This window comes from Butyrivibrio sp. NC2007 (assembly GCF_000421405.1).
Taxonomy (GTDB): domain Bacteria; phylum Bacillota; class Clostridia; order Lachnospirales; family Lachnospiraceae; genus Butyrivibrio.
Genome location: NZ_ATWY01000020.1, coordinates 16,799 through 33,517 on the forward strand (window position 1 = coordinate 16,799; position 16,719 = coordinate 33,517).

A 16,719-nucleotide genomic window follows, 5' to 3' on the forward strand; every position below is an offset into this window, starting at 1 on the left:
CCTCCTTAATTACACGTTGTTGTGTTCGCTTGAGTTAGAATATGCTAACAATAACGTTTCCTCGGGGCCTAGTCAAGGCACTTCGTTGATAAAATATCTCAAAAGAAATTTTTGTGCTATAATCGAATGCGAATTTGGCTATATGTAGATTTGATTTTGGAAAGATATATTTGGAAAGATATATTTTGGAAAGAATAAGAAATGTTTAAGAACAGTAGATTACAAGATAATAAAACCAGCAGAGATATTCTGCTTAATATGGTCATTGCAGCTATCAGTTTGTTTGTAAATGGATTTGGAGTTTATCTTACAATCCAGGCCAATATCGGCGCCGGCCCCTGGGATGTCCTGAATCTTGGACTTTCAAAGACCTTTGGAATCCTGTACGGAACAGCCTCGGTTGCAGTTTCCTATGCGATACTTGGAATTGATATCGCGCTAAAAGAGCCTATTGGAATAGCAATGTTCATTGATGCCTTCGTGGTTGGTAAGGCAGTTGACCTCTTTAACAGGATTAACCTTGTACCTAAGTGCGACAGCCTCGCTACCGGAATTCCCGTGATGATCCTCGGACTTATCATCATGGCTTACACCCAGTACACCTACATGAGCGCATCACTTGGCTGTGGCCCGAGAGATACACTTCTTGTTGCTCTTGCAAAGCGCGCAGGCAAGATCCCAATCGGCGCTGTGAGCATAACACTTCTTAGCCTTGCGACCTTTATCGGCTGGCTCCTCGGAGGCCCTGTCGGCATCGGCACCCTTATCTGTGCCTTCGCCACCGGCCCCATTATGCAGGCAGCCTTCACTTCCGTTAAATTCGACGCCAAGAGCGTCCACCACCAGCACCTTTTCGATTCAGTAAAAGTCTTCTCCACCCACAAAGCCGCCTAACTTTTTGAGCCCCTGACTCCGTCCCTGGGGCTCAAAAATTTATGGTTTTTTAATTTTTTGGGTGCATAAAGTGATGTAACATTTTATTTGATGTTATATACGAGGAGGACGGGTTATGAAAAAGAATGGACTTAAGATTTTTACGGTACTTCTGCTTTCCGGTGCGATTGCCGCAGCGCTTATGATGGGATGTGCGGATAAGACAGCGCAGAATGCGGCTGCTGGGGAGGCTACAAGCGAGAGCGCAACTGCCACAGAGGCTACAACTCAAGCAGCGGAAGCTGCTACAGAGCAAGTGGCTGAAACAGCTGCTGAGATTCCTGCACCACCTTATTTTACAAAGGGTGTATATGTTAATTACGCAAAAGAAGCAGAGAATCCATCCAAGACTTACTTCTATGTGATCAATGACGAAACCTACGGACACACAGAGGATGGCGAGCATGATGGAATCGGACTTCCGTTTGCTATCACACAGAAAGACGGCGCAGTTGAGTTCTCATTCGGTGGCGCTGACGAAGCTATAGATACACTGACAATTCACTCCGTAGAAAACGGCGTGATCACAGGTGCATTTGAAGACGGTCTTGAGCTTGTTTTCGAGCCGGTAGCAGATGCAGATCCTGAAACATTTAGTTCAGAGAACTTTGTAAACGGCCCTGAGAATAGCGTATATCACGATGCAAACGGCTGGAGCGTTAAGTATGACGCAACAAAGTTTGAAGTAAACCAGAACGGCCCTCAGGTATTTATCGTATACACAGGCGACAGCGCAGGATCAAACCTTATAACCGTAACATACACAGTGGACAACAAGGCTGAAGCTGCGATAAAAGAGCTTGGAAAGCCCTACGGCGATAAGGCAGAATATACAGAGTGGCCATTTCCGGGCGTAAGTGATGTCACGGGCTACAACGTTTCTGTTCCTGTGGACAAAGAAGGATCGGGATCTTACATGACAGCCTTTGCAAGAGATTACATGGACGGAGCTCTTATTTTTGAGACAGACGGTCATGACGGTGACGATGAAGAGATGAACACAGAGGTGCATGCAGCCCTCACAAGCGTTCTTAACTCACTGACCTTTGACTGATGACCAAGATGATTACAAGGCGCCTGAGAAATCAGGCGCCCTTTTTGTGCTAGAATATAATTGTTGCAATACATAAGAAAAAGAAAGGCACCAACATCATGTTAATCGCACAATACTTTGTTGAATTCATATTTTACAGCTTTCTGGGCTGGGTTTGGGAATCCATTTACTGCTCAGCCAACGAGAAGAAATGGGCGGACAGAGGGTTCCTCTTTGGCCCAATTTGCCCAATCTACGGCTCATGCGTAGTTGGAGTCTCGATACTGTTTTCACTGATAAAGCCGCTGTCATCTCCAACATTCCCGATATGGGGGATCTTCATCATATGCTACATAGGCAGTGCAATCGCAGAGTACGGAACATCCTGGGTCCTGGAAAAGAGATTTCACGCCAGATGGTGGGATTACAGTAAGCTTCCGCTGAATATAAACGGAAGAATCTGCGTACCGGTGAGCATAGCCTTTGGTCTTGCGGGAGTAGCGGTAGTCAAGTTCCTGATCCCAGCTGTTGAAGGAGTTCACGCCGCCGTCAGCCCGATCATATACGAGGTTCTCGCAATCGTGATCGCCATGATCTTCGGCGCAGACTTCGCCCTGACGGAAGCCAGCCTTAACGCGCTCCTAAAAGATGTAGAGAAAATGCACGAGGAGTTCAACTTAAAGGCCCAGGAGAGCTATGAGAAGGTCGCCTCAGCACCTAAAGTGATAGAGCAGAAGATCAAGGAAGAAAAAGAGCAGATTGAGGCTCGCCACGACCAACTTGCCAGAGCCTATGCCGAAAAGCTCTCCCTTAACCAGAAGAGAATTCTTCTTGGTATTCAGAAATTCATGCCAAAAGCCGGAGAAGATGAGAACAGCATCGACCACGTTCCGCTGATCCGTGCTACAGACAAGCTAAGAGAGAGGGTCAGAGACCTGAGAAATAAAAAGGCTTAAAAGCTTAGAGAATATAAAAGAAGGCGCTAAATATCGCGCCTTCTTTTTAATGTCCCGGTTTGCAACACGCGAGTAGCCACAAGCCTCATCCAGGCTGTGATTCCGCTGATCGCCCACACGATTCCCGCTGAAAACCAGATACCTGTGGCGCCCATGCCAAGATATTTGGTAAACAGGATCGGAACGGTAAATCTGCCCACAACCTCGACAATGCCGTTGAACAGTGCGAAGAAAGCATCGCCAACGCCGTTCAGAACGCCTCGAACCACGTAGATAAGACCAAGTACAGGGTAGAATATACTGGTTATCTTAAGTCCCATTGCACCCATGGCAATGATCTCGGGCTCATCAACAAACAAGGATGTGATAACACCGCCGAAGAGCTGCATTGAGACGATCATTACAGCCGCAAGGATGACCATTATCAAAAGACCTTTTCTATATCCGTCACGTACTCTGTCAATCTTCTTGGCGCCATAGTTCTGCCCGACGAAGGTAGAAATCGAAGCGTTCAAAGTGGTGAAGGGCTGATGGATGAGCTGTTCAATTCTGTTGGTGGCGGTAAATGCAGCAACAACAGTTTTGCCGTAGCCGTTAACTATACGCTGTACAGCCATTCCTGAGATGGCAATAAGTCCAAACTGAAGTGAGAGAGGAATTCCGAGTCTCAAAACCTTGATGGCAAGGTCCGGGACAAAGACAATGTCCTCTCTTTTTAATTTGAAATAAGGGTTCTTAAGGTATGCATAGATTCCGCAGCAGGCAGCAGCTATGAACTGCGAGATGACGGTTGCGATGGCTGCACCGTTTATTCCCATTCCCATCACATAAACAAACAGAAGATCCAGGGCGACGTTGATGATCGCCGACAGGATAAGGAAATACAGAGGAGTCTTGGAATCACCCAGAGCCCTCATCATTGATGTTATGTAGTTGTAGAGCGACACAAAGATAAGTCCCATGCACATATAGCGCACATAGGAGGTGGCATCTGCAAGGATCTCAGTAGGCGTACTCAGGATCCTGAGAATGTTATCAGCGCTGATATAGCCAATTATCGCAAAGCAAGCAGGTATGATCAGCATGATGATCCCTGTATTTACAATGCCCTTCTTGACGCGTTCGTCATCGTGGGCACCGTAAAACTGTGACACAATGATTCCGCCGCCGCTTCCGATTCCGTTGCACAGCGCAAAGAACAGGAAGGTTATGGAACCTGTGGCACCTACGGCCGCCAGGGCATCAGGCCCTACAAACCTGCCCACTATGGCAGAATCTGCAATATTATACACTTGCTGGAAGATATTTCCGATCAGAGCCGGCAGGGCAAAGAGTATCAGGTGCCTTGTAGGGCTGCCAACTGTCATATCTGTAGTATTTCTCATAAATCACAACTCCATGCATTTTTATTCGCTTCTCTAAGTATAACCTAGTTTTTGTACATAATCTTCTCATATTTGGCTTTGTATATTGTCAATTTTTGGTGGATAATTAAAAGAAGGAGCTAAATGACTATGGATACTTTTTGCTTTGGTAATCCGGATGCACAAAAGGTCCTCATCCAGCCTGTGGATGAGCACGACCTGGAGGTTTTGGAAAGCGAATTCAATATAATAAAGAGCCTGACTGACACGGACTTTTACCTCATTGCAGCCAAGGTCGGCAACTGGAACAAAGACTTATCTCCCTGGAAGGCACCTGCGGTATTTGGAAGCGAAGATTTCGGCGAAGGAGCCGGGGATTTTCTGAAAGCTCTTTTACCATTGTGCTCTGATGGGCAAAAGACATATTACATAGGCGGATATTCACTGGCAGGCCTGTTCGCACTCTGGACCGCCTACCAGACAGACACATTCAAGGGCGTGGCAGCAGCATCGCCATCCATGTGGTTCCCGGGCTTTACCGATTATATGGAAAAGAGCTCCATCCGCACCGACGCAGTTTACTTAAGTCTCGGCGACAAAGAAGCCAAGGCCAGAAACCCTATCATGGCCACAGTCGCAGATAAAATGTCCGAGGCTCAGGAAGTCCTTAAGTCCAAAGGCGTTAACGTCACCTTCGAGTGGAACAGCGGAAATCACTTCAAAGAGTCAGACCTGCGAACGGCCAAGGCCTTCTCCTGGGTATTAAATCATACATAAATGTTTTTGGAGGAATACTATGCAATATATCAGCAAAGCACAGATGAAACGGCTAATGTGGGTATCAGCTTTCTGCATACTTATGATGTTCCTTATGGCGCAGTTTACGTTTTTGAGGGGCGTAGCCAATCTCAAACCCATGTATGTGCTCAACATAGGAATGGATATGGTCAGCATGATGATGGGATACATGCTCTTTGTATGTTTTGTCATCGATGTGCAAAAGAACGGATCAGACCTTCGTTTTCTGATGTTACTGCTTATAACGGCTTATATCGGGTGCTTTACCGATGCCTGTGCATGGCTTGTGGATGGAATCCCGCTGCTGAGATGGGCTAACATTTTAGACAACACGGTGTACTATCTCTGCGCTCCGCTTGAAGCGTGCTATTTCTGGCTCTACACCATGACCTACTTAAAGCTTGATGACAAATACATAAGGCTCGTGGGAAGGATCATTGTCCTCGGACTTATAGGGCCTATCAGCATGAGGATCATCAATCTTTTCACCGGAATATATTTCACAGTGGATGCAAATGGTGTTTATCAGAGAAGTCCCATGTATCTTCTCTCATTGATCTACGCATATGTTGTTATGATCCTGGCCCTCATCGGCGTTATTTATCAGAGAAAGAAACTTCAGAGATTTCAGATGGTCACCTTCTTTGCGTATGCAGCAGTACCGCTGATCATTGGAGGCCTTACGGCGACCATGTACGGTCTTTCGCCAAGCGCATCCGTTGCAATGCTGATAATCCTTTTGATATACGGAATCCTTAACGTCAATCAGGGCAGGGAGAAAGCTGCAGCAGACAGAGATCTGATGGTGGCATCGGCCATCCAGGAGAACATACTTCCCAAGATCTTCCCGTATCTGCCCGACAGAAAAGAGTTTGATCTCTATGCCACAATGAATCCCGCAAGGGAGGTTGGCGGCGACTTCTATGATTTCTTTATGGTGGATGACGACAGGCTTGTGCTCGTTATGGCCGACGTATCAGGTAAAGGGATTCCGGCAGCTCTTTTCATGATGGTATCAAGGACGCTTATCAAGAACAGGGCGCTTCTGGGAGAAGATCCCGCCAAGATCCTCTATGAAGTAAACAACCAGCTCTGCGAGGGCAATAAGGCGGAACTCTTCGTTACAGTATGGCTTGCCACAGTTTCTTTATCCACAGGAGAGGGCCTTGCGGTCAATGCAGGACATGAGCATCCGGTACTCAAGCACAAGGACGGAAAGTTTGAACTTGTTCATTACAAGCACTCACCTGCGGTAGCTACCATGGAAGGCCTGAAATTCAGACAGCACGAGTTTAAACTTGAACCCGGCGATACCTTCTTTGTTTACACCGACGGTGTCACGGAAGCAGCTAATGCAAACAATGTGTTCTTCGGAGAAGAGAGAATGCTGGAGGCTCTGAACAAGGATCAGGATGCAGATCCCGAAAGAATTCTTCTCAACGTTTCGCAGAGTATCAAAGAATATGTTGGAGATGCCAAGCAGTTTGATGACATCACGATGCTGGCATTTACATATAACGGCGTTAATTAGACAAAATAAAAGAACAGGAGGGGCAGCTTCCTGTTCTTTATTTTTTTGTTTGTTTTCCATATTCAGTTTTTATATTTTTTAAATCAGCCAACTAAGAACATCCTTCTTGCTGCCTTGTTTCTGATGGAAACTTTGCGGATCTGGCCGATGATGATCTGAATTGCGATGCATCCGAAGATTATTCCGCAAGCTGCTGCAAAGATAGGATAAAGAGCTGATCCTGCTGCGATAGTGATTACTTCAAATACCAGTGTTAAGATGATGATTGCCTTTGCGATAATAGTTGTCATAATTTTGTTCCTCCTTAATTTAGGTTTTTCTCTCTTCTATTTTTGTGTTGCTGTGTTTGTTTTGTTGATTGTATGTTATCAGACTGAGTGTCACAGAATTATCACACGAGCGAAAAAGCGCGTGGTTATGCTTTTTTTAGAAACTCTTAAGATTTGTTGTGCAGCAACGGTGCTATAATGACTCTGTTGTGTAAATCGAACTGACTGAAAATCATAATAAGAAGAGGAGAGATTATGAAAAAGAAAATTTTACTTGTAATGATGATGAGTGTCTTTGCGCTTCAGATGACTGCATGTGGAAAAGAGGCAACTCCTGCCGAGACAGAGCCTGCTGAGACAACTGAAGCTGTAGAGACCACAGAGAATACTGAAAACACAGAGAATACAGAGCTTGCAAATCCCTGGACAGAGATCACAGAGGAGCAGGCAACAGCGAAGATTCCAAACAGCTTTAGCGCTCCCGAGGGTGCAACAAATGTAGTATGGAGAGCAATGGGTGACATGGATCCTTCTTCTTTTGAAGTTCCCGGACCTGTTGTAGAGCTTGACTTTGACCTTGACGGAATGAGCTTTACTGCAAGAGAGCAGATCACCGGAGATGATAACCAGGATATTTCAGGAATGTTCTATGACTGGACAGTTACAAATGATATAACACTTGCAAACTGGGCTGATGGCAACATGCCTGCAAAGGCTTCACGCTATGTAGGTGATAGCGAGAGCGCAGACCTTGTAACCTGGTATGATGTAGAAATCGGAATCAGCTACAGCCTTTCTACTGTTGCAAAAGACCTTGACGGCTTTGATCCTCAGGCTATCGTAGAAGCAATGTATGATCCAAACAAGCAGGCAAGCGCCGGCATTCCCGATGATGCAGACGAGCACGTTCCTATGGACATCACAGGATGTGACACATTCACACAGATCGTTGACAAGCTCCAGGCTGGACAGGGCTATGCAAATGTAACTATCGCTGACAAGGACGTTCTTTTAGTTGCTTCAGGAACATATGATTATGACGGCGACGGCAAGAAGTTCGTTGCTATCGATGCTGATGTTTATGAGTACAATGCAGATGGAAAGATCCAGTATCTCGGCTATGTAGAGTGCGGCGGAACAGCTTATCCTCTTGCAGTTGACAAGGGTATCCTCTATGTCGGAAACAACCACGGCATGCAGAAAATGACAATCACAGAGTTTGATCTTCTTGCAGTTGATGAGAATGCCTACGTTGAGTATGACTCAGACGGAAACGGAACTTACTACTACACATCAGATCTTCGCACAGTTAATGAAGATCCTGATGGCAAGGTTGCAGATGATTCCAAGCTCAACGAGTTCTATGCAGATTACGAGAAAGCAGAGATGGTTGAATTTAATACAGTACAGTAATTTGCCAAATCAGGTGTAAAACGGGTCGATATCAGTGCGATATCGACCTTTTTTATATGCATATACTATGATAATGTTTAAATAACAAAAACTTAAATGGGGTTCAGTTATGGAGGAAGTATAAATGTTGGAGATAAAAAACTATTCTAAGTCTTACGACGGAGGGAAAAAAGCTGCGGACAACGTGACACTTACCGTGGAGAGCGGCGATATTTACGGCTTTATCGGTCACAACGGCGCAGGAAAATCTACAACCATCCGTGCAGTGGTAGGCGTCCTTGATTTTGACGAGGGTGAGATCCTTATTGACGGCCATTCCGTAAAAGATGAGCCCATGGAATGCAAGAAGATCACCGCCTACATCCCTGATAATCCGGACCTGTACGAGAATCTCACAGGAATCCAGTACCTTAATTTCGTGGCAGATGTTTTTGACATAAGCGCCAAGGACAGAGAAGAGAAGATCAAGAAATATGCGGATCTGTTCGAGATCACCGATGCCCTTGGTGATCAGATCAGTTCTTACTCACATGGAATGAAGCAGAAGGTTGCCATTATCTCAGCACTGATCCATGATCCAAAGCTTCTGGTTCTCGATGAGCCCTTCGTTGGTCTCGACCCCAAGGCGACTTTTACGTTAAAAGAGATCATGCATGAGATGTGCGATCGTGGAACGGCCATATTTTTCTCAACCCACGTTCTTGATGTTGCTGAAAAGCTCTGCAACAAGGTTGCCATAATCAAAAAAGGAAAGATCATAGCAGCCGGAACCATGGAGGAACTTACAGAAGGTCATTCATTAGAGGAAGCATTCCTGGAGGCTGACAATGGATAAGAAGAATCTGATTTTGTTAAAAACTCTTCTTCTTTCTACCAGCAGGGTGAACATCCTTAAGCATTCAAAAGACAAAAAGAAGAAGAATAAGATTATCGCAGCATACGTGGGACTATTTTTCCTGTATGCGATGATAATGGCTTACAGCATTCTGATGTGCGTCGGATATGGAATGATGGGAATAATCGATTCGGTCCCTGCCATGTGCGCACTCGTGATCAGCTCTCTGGCCTTTGTGTTTACTGTGTTTAAGACCAACGGATATCTTTTTAACTTCAAGGAATATGACATGCTGATGTCACTTCCTTTTGAGAGCAGCACTATAGCAGGGTGCAAGTTCCTCTACATGTACATCAAGACGCTGCCCTGGTATATGAGTGTTTCGGTTGCAATGCTTATCGGATACGCGATATTCGCAGGTGTGGGCCCTGTGATCTGGCTCTACTGGATACTGCTTTCGCTCTTTATTCCCCTGATCCCGATGCTGGCTGCATCCTTTGTGGGATTTATCATAGCCAGGATCAGCTCCGGATTTAAGAAGACGAATTTTATTAAGACAATACTTGCCTTTGTATTTATCATTTTCAGTTTCTCTCTGAGGTACATCATCGAGAATTTCTTTGAAAACGGAAGAGCAGAGCAGACTCTTGAGAACATGTCTGAGGCTACAGAAAAAGCATCAGGGATTTATCTTCCAATGGGATGGTTTTCTGACGCAGTTACAAAGGGAAACATTATAAGCGGACTACTGCTTATAGTGGTGTCGGCAGCTCTTTTCCTGCTTCTGTTCCGTATAGTAGGAAGGTCTTACAGGAATATCAATTCTGCGCTTAAGACCCACGCTGCAGGCGGCAAATTCAAGATGACCACTCAGAAAAAGAGAAGTCTCGTTACCGCCATTGCCTACAAAGAATTCAGGAGAATGCTCGGCTCAACAACTTACATCACCAATGCGGCTATGGGTGAAGTTTTGGCGGTGATTTTGGGAGTTGCGACACTGATCTTCGGATTCGATGTAATTGTGTCAAAGGTGACTTCCGGTGCACCCATTGATGCGGCGATATTACAGCCGGCGATTCCGTTTATTGCATACTTCCTGGTGGGAATGATGTCTACCACATCCTGTTCGCCATCCCTTGAGGGCAAGAACTACTGGATAGTGCAGAGCATGCCCATAGAAAAGAAGACTCTTTATCAGGGCAAGATGCTCTTTAACATGTGTCTGACAGTGCCTTTCATGGTATTTACGGTGCTGTGCTTATGCATCTCGGCAAGAGTTCCTGTGATAAATACGCTTTTGTATATCATCCTTGGAACCGCCTTGTGTGCCTTCTCTACAGCCTGGGGCTGCGTGTGCGGAATAAAGCACATGAGGCTTGACTGGGAGAATGAAGTTGAGGTCATCAAACAGGGACCCGGCGTAGCATGGTATATGCTTCCGAATATGTTTGTGGTAATGATTCTTGTGGTGCTCATAGTATTTCTTGGAGTGCGTATAGACCATAAGATATTGGCTCTGATATTTACTGCGATTGCAGGAGTGCTGGCGCTTATCAGCTACAAGAGAGCCCTGGCGCTGGCAGAGAAGCGATAAGATATACGAATTAAGATATAAAGATATAAAAACAGCCGTCGGAGATTTGTGATCTCCGGCGGCTTTGTCATGCCTAAAATTATAATACTTTCGATAAGAAGTCCTTAAGTCTCTGGCTCTTAGGATTTTCGAAGAATTCCTTGGGGGTATTCTCCTCTAAGATATTTCCTTCATCCATGAAGAGGACCTTTGTGGCAACCTCTCTTGCAAATCCCATCTCGTGAGTTACAACCACCATGGTCATTCCGTCATCGGCGAGCTGCTTCATAACGTCCAGAACCTCGCCTACCATCTCGGGATCGAGAGCTGATGTGGGCTCATCAAAAAGCATCATCTCGGGATTCATGCACAGTGAGCGCACGATCGCGATTCTCTGTTTCTGACCGCCTGATAAGGAAACGGGATAAACGTCTGCCTTATCGAGAAGATTGACTCTCTTAAGGAGCTCTGTTGCCTTTTCCCTTGCCTCTTTTTCGCTCATTACCTTGAGCTTGACGGGAGCGAGGATGATGTTATCCATAACGGTGAGATTGTTGAAGAGGTTGAAGTTCTGGAACACCATTCCCATGCGTTGTCTGATCTTGTTGATGTTGATCTTGGGATCGGTGATCTCCTGAGCATCAAAGTAAATCTCGCCGGATGTGGGTCTTTCAAGGAGGTTAAGGCACCTAAGGAAGGTACTCTTTCCTGAACCTGAAGGGCCGACGATAACAATCTTTTCACCCTTGCCGACTTCGTATGTAATGCCGTTTAGGACCTTTGTAATGGATCCGTCGGTATTCTTAAATTCTTTATAGAGATTATTAACGCTTATCACTCTTACGCATCCTCCTTTCAAGTTTGCCAAGGAGTATGGTCAGCAGTTTGATTATCACAAAGTAAACAACCGCTGCACCGATGAGAGGCATAAAAGCATCATAGGTCCTTGAAGCTACCTGGTTTGCCACACGTGTAAGGTCAGCGAGAGAAACGTAACCTACGATCGCAGTCTCTTTTATCAGAGTAATGAACTCGTTGCCCAGAGGCGGGATTACATTCTTGATGGCCTGTGGAAGGATGATGTAGCGCATGGTAGCTGCCTTGGAGAGGCCAAGACTTCTTCCGGCTTCCATCTGACCCTTGTCAACAGCAAGGATTCCGCCGCGGACGATCTCCGATACGTATGCTCCGGAGTTGATTCCAAAGGAAAGTGATGCAACCAGGATTCCATTGTTGGAGGAAGCCATGATGATGAACCACATGATAAGGAGCTGCAGTACGCTGGGAGTTCCTCTGATGATGTCCACGTAAACTGTGGCTATGTAATTAAGGATGGTAGGCCTTCCGTCTTCGGTGGTGGAGAGTTTCATAAGGGCAACAACAGTTCCTATGATGATACCCAGAATTCCGGCAAATATGGCAACTTCAAGAGTGATGCCAAGACCTGCCAGATACTGTTTCCAGCGATCACCGGTTATGAAAGCCGCAATAAAACGTTCAGATAAAGTCATTTAAAGAATTACTCCTCAATGTATTTTTTAACGAGGCTGTCGTATGTTCCGTCTTCCTTGAGTGCCTTAAGTGCTGCGTTGATCTTCTCAGCAAGCTCTGTGTTTCCCTTAGGAAGTGCGATAGCGTAGTTCTCTGGCTCGAAGTCAAAGTTTGTTCCGGGAAGGACGTCAACCTGATCAGGGAACTGAGCACCGAATACCTCAGCGGGGTTCTTGTCTACGATAACGCAGTCAACACGGCCGTTGTTGAGGTCGTTAACAGCGTCTACTGCTTTATTATAAGCGGCTACTTCAGCGCCTTCAATCTCGTCTGCGATGAACTCGCCTGTTGTTCCGAGCTGAACACCGATCTTAAGACCCTTTAAGTCATCAGCTGTTGCGATGTTTGAACCCTTTGCAACGATTACGTCCTGAACAGCTTCATAGTAAGAATCAGAGAAATCAACAGTCTTCTTTCTCTCTTCTGTTACAGTCATACCTGCGATAGCAACGTCAATCTTGTTTCCGATAGAAGATACAAGTGAGTCAAACTCCATATCCTGGATCTGAACTTCAAATCCTGCCTTCTCACCGATTGCCTTGATAAGAGCTACGTCAAATCCGTCAGGCTTTCCGTCATCGCCAACATACTCAAAGGGTGGGAATGCAGCGTTTGTACCAACTACAAGTGTCTCGCCGGTGCTTCCGCTAGAGCTGTTTGATGCGCTTCCGCAACCAACAAGTGAGCCAAGAGCTACAACTGCAGTAAGTGCTACTGCGATAATTTTCTTTTTCATAATAATATCCTCCTGCTTTTATACATTTTCTGCATAAATATACACGTTTTATGTATAATATAACAGCGATATTAAAATATATCAAGTACTAAATTTAATTTTCGTTCTGTTGCCTGAAAAAAGAGCTCATTTTTGTTTTGAGCCCCGGGGACGGAGTCGAGGGTTCATTTTTGTTTTGAGCCCCGGGGACGGAGTCAAGGGTTCATTTTGTGGTGAGGGTACGTCACAAAGTGCTAGCTTTCTGTGCGATGGTTGGAAACGTAATTTCGACCACCCCACAACTTTCCTCTATGCAAAAAATAGTTGGAAATTGCAAAAAAGATTTTCGCGTCGCAAACAAGTATTTGCAAAAAACTACATCACAACGTTCCGTGGAGCCAATGCTTGTGATGTAGCCACTATGTTATGCATCAAATTTTTCAGATAACCCGGCTTTGAATTTTCCTACCAAAAATTCATATAAAAATTTTTGTGATGCTTTTTAAAAACAGACTCCAACCAACAAGCCCATATATATTGTCTTGTGATGCACTTTTGACCTGTCACCTTGTAAGCAAACAAAAAAGGAGTCAAAGAGAACCGTCCCCTTTGACTCCTTTTAAATTGTCTGACAATGAGCCCCTGACTCCGTCCCCAGGGCTCATTTTATGCCTCAGGGTTTTTGTTCAGTGAAAGAAGCTTCTCATATGCTGAAACTTTTCTTGAAGAATTCAGTATGAAGAAAACTCCGATGCCGACCAGGACAAAGATCAGTGATGGTCCAACGGCATTTGAGAGAACTTTGATCCTCATTGCGCCGAGGACGCTCACCGGGATCACACTGCAGATGCAGCACATAACGCCCAGGGCGAACATGAAGTGCTGACTTGAATTGTTTTCTTCAAGCTCTTTTTTCACAAATTCTTCTGTCTCGATTTCAAGGCCACAGTTGCCCTGATCAAGAAACTCCCAGCCCTTTCTCTTGGTGCCTGATAACAGGATCAGTCCAACACCGATAGCAACTGACAGGAACAAAAATCCCACGCCAAAGCTTGATAAGAAATTTGTGAAGGCATTGCTTCCAAAGATGTCCTCAAAGGCACTGAAAAGCACAGGTCCGGCCGGTGAGAGGATGCAGAAGAATACGCCAAGCCCGAAAATAAAGGTGCAAAGTGAGTTGTCCATGACATAATCATTGGCCTCGTCTATTGTCAGCATGCGCTTGCCTTCGCTCTCATAAGTTACGTTCTCGATGGTTGCAACTGTCTGCACCGGCTCAGAAACTACCGGGACGATGGTATCTCTTTTGCCCAGATCCAAAGATTCCTTGAGCTCATCGATATTTCCAAACTCGGTGATGATAGTTCCGACGATGGCATTCTCGGCCATGCCCTGCGCTTTGAGCTCGTTGTACTTATCTTCCATCATGGAAAAGAGCTCGCTCTTAGCCCTGCGTGTTTCCTCTGTGTCAGGCAAATTTGCAAACATTGTTTCAAGATAATTCTTAATTGTTTCCATATCACTTCTCTCCCCTAAAATCTTAATCTGATATAAATCTCTCAATCACATCCTTGGTCAGCCGCCACTCCTCACATTTTTCCTTGTAGTAGACTCTTCCTGCCTCGGTTATCTGATAGTAGGTCCTGCGCTTCCCGTTATCCGCTTCCTGACTGAAAGAGGTGATGTAACCGTTCTTTTCAAGTCTTGTAAACGCGGAGTAGAGCGTTGTCTCTTTTATCAGATATTTGTTCTCCGACAGGGCCTTGATATTCCTGGATATCTCGTATCCATAGGAGGGTTCCTCCATCAGGAAAAATAGGATAATGGTGTCGTTGTAGCCTCGGATCACGTCACTGCTGATTTCCTGCATATTCTGATACCTTATTCCTGTTATTTGGTTATACTACGACCATCGTTACTACGACTGTCATAGTAAATATACAACGACTGTCGTAGTATGTCAAGCGATGCCAATAGATAATAGATAATAATAATGTAATGGTGTCTTTATTGTTTTTTAACACTTTAATGATAAAATACAATTGAAAAATTGTACTGTTTTTGGGATGCACGGAGGCACAGATGAAAATAGTAGATAAACTTTTGCATTTAATTCTAGGGGTGATCGTGCTAATTGTGGCGCTCATCCTTCTTTGTGCTGCAAATCCTGATGTTAGGCAGATTGCAGCAGGCATAGCTCAGAGCATAGGACCTATCTATGTTCCGCCGGCAGAGGAAGAAGAGCCGGAAGCGCAACAGGCAAGTGCAGGTGAATCAGGTGAGGAAGCACCTCAGGAAACCACATACACGGTATCAATGGATCCAAGCAAATTCATATATGCTGATGAGCTGGTAAAGACTGTTGTTGAAGCAACAGATTTCGCGCCTCAGGAAGAGAGCTACAGTGATTATGGCGATAAGCGTGATCTGACTGGCGTTATGAATGATGGAGCACTTCAGGACTATAACCCCGGCAATGACGAATATTTGCAGCTGGTAGAGCAAGGTGATGAAGGTCTGCTGACGCTTGATGAATATCTGAATCAGGCTGTTAAAAAGAGTGATGCCAAGCTGGCAGAACCTGATGTCACGGAGATAATAGACCCTCAGGAAGCACAGAACATTGCGGACACAGTACCCTTTGGTGAAACCGGTGAAGATGCCGAGTTCGACAAGCTCTTTTACCCTTACTATCATATGCTCGGCGAGAAAGAGCAGAAATTATATAAGCAGATTTATGCCAACGCAAATGCGCTGACGCCTGAGTTCAGGCCGGTTGAGGATTGCACTCCGAAGGAATGGATAGCTGCCTGGGACTGCGTTTTCTATGATCATCCGGAGCTGTTCTGGATGGACAATACCAAGTACTATGAGTCTGACTACAGCGGAAAAGTGATCAAAGTCGGTCTGAAATTCTACGCAGAAATTCCGGATGTTGCGAAGGCTAAGCTGCGATTTAATGATGATGCAAACAAGATTCTGGCAGGGGCCCAGAATCTGGAAACGGATTACGATAAAGAGAAATACATCCACGACGCATTGGTCGACAAGATAACCTATATGTTCAACACGCTGGATCAGAGCGCCTTCAGCTCTATCCCCAATGACTACACGGTTTGCTGCGGATATGCCAAGGCGTTCCAGTATCTGATGCAGCAGCTGGGGGTTCCCACATACTTTGTGATCGGATGGGGCGGAGAGCTCCATGCCTGGAACATCATAAAGCTCGACGATGAGTACTACAACGTGGACTGCACCTGGGATGACACAGATCCTAAGACTTACGATTTCTTTAACGTGACTGACAGGAAGAATCTGATGCATTCAAGAATGTATCAGTCAAGATATCTCCCTGCGTGCAATGGAACCAAGTACAGTGGTCTTGAGAACATTGCACCTAATTTAAAAAAGCTTGGAGCTGCAACTGACAAAATTTATACCGATAAGGTTGAATATGCTAATGACCTGATTGATCTGCTGACAAAAGCGATTGCTTCCAAAAAGCATAGTGCGGATATTAAGCTTGTGATAAGCAGAGAACTGTTCATAGAGTGGTACAGAGCATTCTTTGGAACGCAGTATCAGGACGGCGCGAATAATATGCTCTCTTATACCGGAGAAGATAATAGTAGTCTTGTCATGATGTTCGAGCGCCTTGATAGCGGAGACTATCTGATCACACACCATGTTGATCTGATTGCTGAATAAAAAAAGGAGTCAAAGAGAACCGTCCCCTTTGACTCCTTTT

16 protein-coding genes are annotated in these 16,719 nt (G+C 45.3%); 9 read left to right on the forward strand and 7 right to left on the reverse strand.

What is annotated here, in order from left to right; genetic code table 11:
• Positions 1-201 precede the first annotated feature (201 nt).
• From G632_RS0114920 to G632_RS0114930, 3 genes are all read left to right on the forward strand, one after another.
• The gene (locus G632_RS0114920; protein WP_022770210.1) at positions 202-894 is read left to right on the forward strand and encodes a YczE/YyaS/YitT family protein; all 693 of its coding nucleotides are present in this window, start codon (positions 202-204) and stop codon (positions 892-894) included.
• Between the two features lie 115 nt (positions 895-1,009).
• Positions 1,010-1,987: a hypothetical protein gene (locus G632_RS0114925; protein WP_022770212.1), complete on the forward strand. Its 978-nt coding sequence runs from the start codon at positions 1,010-1,012 to the stop codon at positions 1,985-1,987.
• Positions 1,988-2,085: 98 nt separating this feature from the next.
• Positions 2,086-2,922 carry a putative ABC transporter permease gene (locus G632_RS0114930; RefSeq protein WP_022770213.1) on the forward strand — a complete coding sequence of 279 codons (837 nt, stop codon included), beginning with the start codon at positions 2,086-2,088 and terminating at the stop codon, positions 2,920-2,922.
• 26 nt (positions 2,923-2,948) lie between these two features.
• Here G632_RS0114930 and G632_RS20290 read toward each other — a convergent pair whose 3' ends face one another.
• Positions 2,949-4,307, reverse strand: a complete 1,359-nt coding sequence (locus tag G632_RS20290) for an MATE family efflux transporter (protein ID WP_022770214.1) — start codon at positions 4,305-4,307, stop codon at positions 2,949-2,951.
• Positions 4,308-4,436: 129 nt separating this feature from the next.
• Here G632_RS20290 and G632_RS0114940 point away from each other — a divergent pair, with 129 nt between their 5' ends.
• Together G632_RS0114940 and G632_RS21420 are read left to right on the forward strand one after the other, a co-directional pair.
• The gene (locus G632_RS0114940) at positions 4,437-5,063 is read left to right on the forward strand and encodes an alpha/beta hydrolase-fold protein (RefSeq protein ID WP_026512616.1); all 627 of its coding nucleotides are present in this window, start codon (positions 4,437-4,439) and stop codon (positions 5,061-5,063) included.
• Between the two features lie 19 nt (positions 5,064-5,082).
• The gene (locus tag G632_RS21420) at positions 5,083-6,615 is read left to right on the forward strand and encodes a PP2C family protein-serine/threonine phosphatase (protein WP_022770217.1); all 1,533 of its coding nucleotides are present in this window, start codon (positions 5,083-5,085) and stop codon (positions 6,613-6,615) included.
• An 83-nt stretch (positions 6,616-6,698) separates the two neighbouring features.
• Here the strand turns inward: G632_RS21420 and G632_RS0114950 are convergent, their stop codons facing one another.
• On the reverse strand, positions 6,699-6,905 hold the full coding sequence (locus tag G632_RS0114950; protein WP_022770218.1) for a hypothetical protein: 207 nt from the start codon (positions 6,903-6,905) through the stop codon (positions 6,699-6,701).
• Positions 6,906-7,139: 234 nt separating this feature from the next.
• On the opposite strand from G632_RS0114950, the gene G632_RS0114955 reads away from it, so the two are divergent.
• The 3 genes from G632_RS0114955 (at position 7,140) to G632_RS0114965 (ending at position 10,726) form a co-directional block, all read left to right on the forward strand.
• Positions 7,140-8,297, forward strand: a complete 1,158-nt coding sequence (locus G632_RS0114955) for a hypothetical protein (RefSeq protein ID WP_022770220.1) — start codon at positions 7,140-7,142, stop codon at positions 8,295-8,297.
• Positions 8,298-8,421: 124 nt separating this feature from the next.
• Positions 8,422-9,132 carry an ABC transporter ATP-binding protein gene (locus G632_RS0114960; RefSeq protein WP_022770221.1) on the forward strand — a complete coding sequence of 237 codons (711 nt, stop codon included), beginning with the start codon at positions 8,422-8,424 and terminating at the stop codon, positions 9,130-9,132.
• Positions 9,125-10,726: a putative ABC transporter permease subunit gene (locus G632_RS0114965; RefSeq protein WP_022770222.1), complete on the forward strand. Its 1,602-nt coding sequence runs from the start codon at positions 9,125-9,127 to the stop codon at positions 10,724-10,726. Before G632_RS0114960 ends, G632_RS0114965 begins: the two co-directional genes overlap by 8 nt.
• 79 nt (positions 10,727-10,805) lie before the next feature.
• Here the strand turns inward: G632_RS0114965 and G632_RS0114970 are convergent, their stop codons facing one another.
• From G632_RS0114970 to G632_RS0114990, 5 genes are all read right to left on the reverse strand, one after another.
• Positions 10,806-11,543 (reverse strand): amino acid ABC transporter ATP-binding protein, encoded by a 738-nt coding sequence (locus G632_RS0114970; protein WP_022770224.1) that lies wholly within the window; start codon positions 11,541-11,543, stop codon positions 10,806-10,808.
• The gene (locus G632_RS0114975) at positions 11,530-12,216 is read right to left on the reverse strand and encodes an amino acid ABC transporter permease (RefSeq protein ID WP_022770225.1); all 687 of its coding nucleotides are present in this window, start codon (positions 12,214-12,216) and stop codon (positions 11,530-11,532) included. The genes G632_RS0114970 and G632_RS0114975 overlap by 14 nt, the downstream gene beginning before the upstream one ends.
• Positions 12,217-12,224: 8 nt before the next feature.
• On the reverse strand, positions 12,225-12,992 hold the full coding sequence (locus G632_RS0114980) for a basic amino acid ABC transporter substrate-binding protein (protein WP_022770226.1): 768 nt from the start codon (positions 12,990-12,992) through the stop codon (positions 12,225-12,227).
• A gap of 645 nt (positions 12,993-13,637) precedes the next feature.
• A complete protein-coding gene (locus G632_RS0114985; protein WP_022770228.1) occupies positions 13,638-14,489 on the reverse strand; it encodes a permease prefix domain 1-containing protein in 852 nt (283 codons plus the stop codon).
• 22 nt (positions 14,490-14,511) lie between these two features.
• Positions 14,512-14,841 carry a PadR family transcriptional regulator gene (locus tag G632_RS0114990; protein WP_026512618.1) on the reverse strand — a complete coding sequence of 110 codons (330 nt, stop codon included), beginning with the start codon at positions 14,839-14,841 and terminating at the stop codon, positions 14,512-14,514.
• Between the two features lie 212 nt (positions 14,842-15,053).
• Between G632_RS0114990 and G632_RS0114995 the strand changes: the two genes are divergently transcribed.
• Positions 15,054-16,679, forward strand: a complete 1,626-nt coding sequence (locus G632_RS0114995) for a transglutaminase domain-containing protein (RefSeq protein WP_022770229.1) — start codon at positions 15,054-15,056, stop codon at positions 16,677-16,679.
• Positions 16,680-16,719: the final 40 nt, after the last annotated feature.

Bases quoted from the DNA above. Each gene is read 5' to 3' on its own strand.
- G632_RS0114920 (WP_022770210.1), top strand. From the start codon at position 202: ATGTTTAAGAACAGTAGATTACAAGATAATAAAACCAGCAGAGATATT.
- G632_RS0114925 (WP_022770212.1), top strand. From the start codon at position 1,010: ATGAAAAAGAATGGACTTAAGATTTTTACGGTACTTCTGCTTTCCGGT.
- G632_RS0114930 (WP_022770213.1), top strand. From the start codon at position 2,086: ATGTTAATCGCACAATACTTTGTTGAATTCATATTTTACAGCTTTCTG.
- G632_RS20290 (WP_022770214.1), bottom strand. From the start codon at position 4,307: ATGAGAAATACTACAGATATGACAGTTGGCAGCCCTACAAGGCACCTG.
- G632_RS0114940 (WP_026512616.1), top strand. From the start codon at position 4,437: ATGGATACTTTTTGCTTTGGTAATCCGGATGCACAAAAGGTCCTCATC.
- G632_RS21420 (WP_022770217.1), top strand. From the start codon at position 5,083: ATGCAATATATCAGCAAAGCACAGATGAAACGGCTAATGTGGGTATCA.
- G632_RS0114950 (WP_022770218.1), bottom strand. From the start codon at position 6,905: ATGACAACTATTATCGCAAAGGCAATCATCATCTTAACACTGGTATTT.
- G632_RS0114955 (WP_022770220.1), top strand. From the start codon at position 7,140: ATGAAAAAGAAAATTTTACTTGTAATGATGATGAGTGTCTTTGCGCTT.
- G632_RS0114960 (WP_022770221.1), top strand. From the start codon at position 8,422: ATGTTGGAGATAAAAAACTATTCTAAGTCTTACGACGGAGGGAAAAAA.
- G632_RS0114965 (WP_022770222.1), top strand. From the start codon at position 9,125: ATGGATAAGAAGAATCTGATTTTGTTAAAAACTCTTCTTCTTTCTACC.
- G632_RS0114975 (WP_022770225.1), bottom strand. From the start codon at position 12,216: ATGACTTTATCTGAACGTTTTATTGCGGCTTTCATAACCGGTGATCGC.
- G632_RS0114980 (WP_022770226.1), bottom strand. From the start codon at position 12,992: ATGAAAAAGAAAATTATCGCAGTAGCACTTACTGCAGTTGTAGCTCTT.
- G632_RS0114985 (WP_022770228.1), bottom strand. From the start codon at position 14,489: ATGGAAACAATTAAGAATTATCTTGAAACAATGTTTGCAAATTTGCCT.
- G632_RS0114990 (WP_026512618.1), bottom strand. From the start codon at position 14,841: ATGCAGGAAATCAGCAGTGACGTGATCCGAGGCTACAACGACACCATT.
- G632_RS0114995 (WP_022770229.1), top strand. From the start codon at position 15,054: ATGAAAATAGTAGATAAACTTTTGCATTTAATTCTAGGGGTGATCGTG.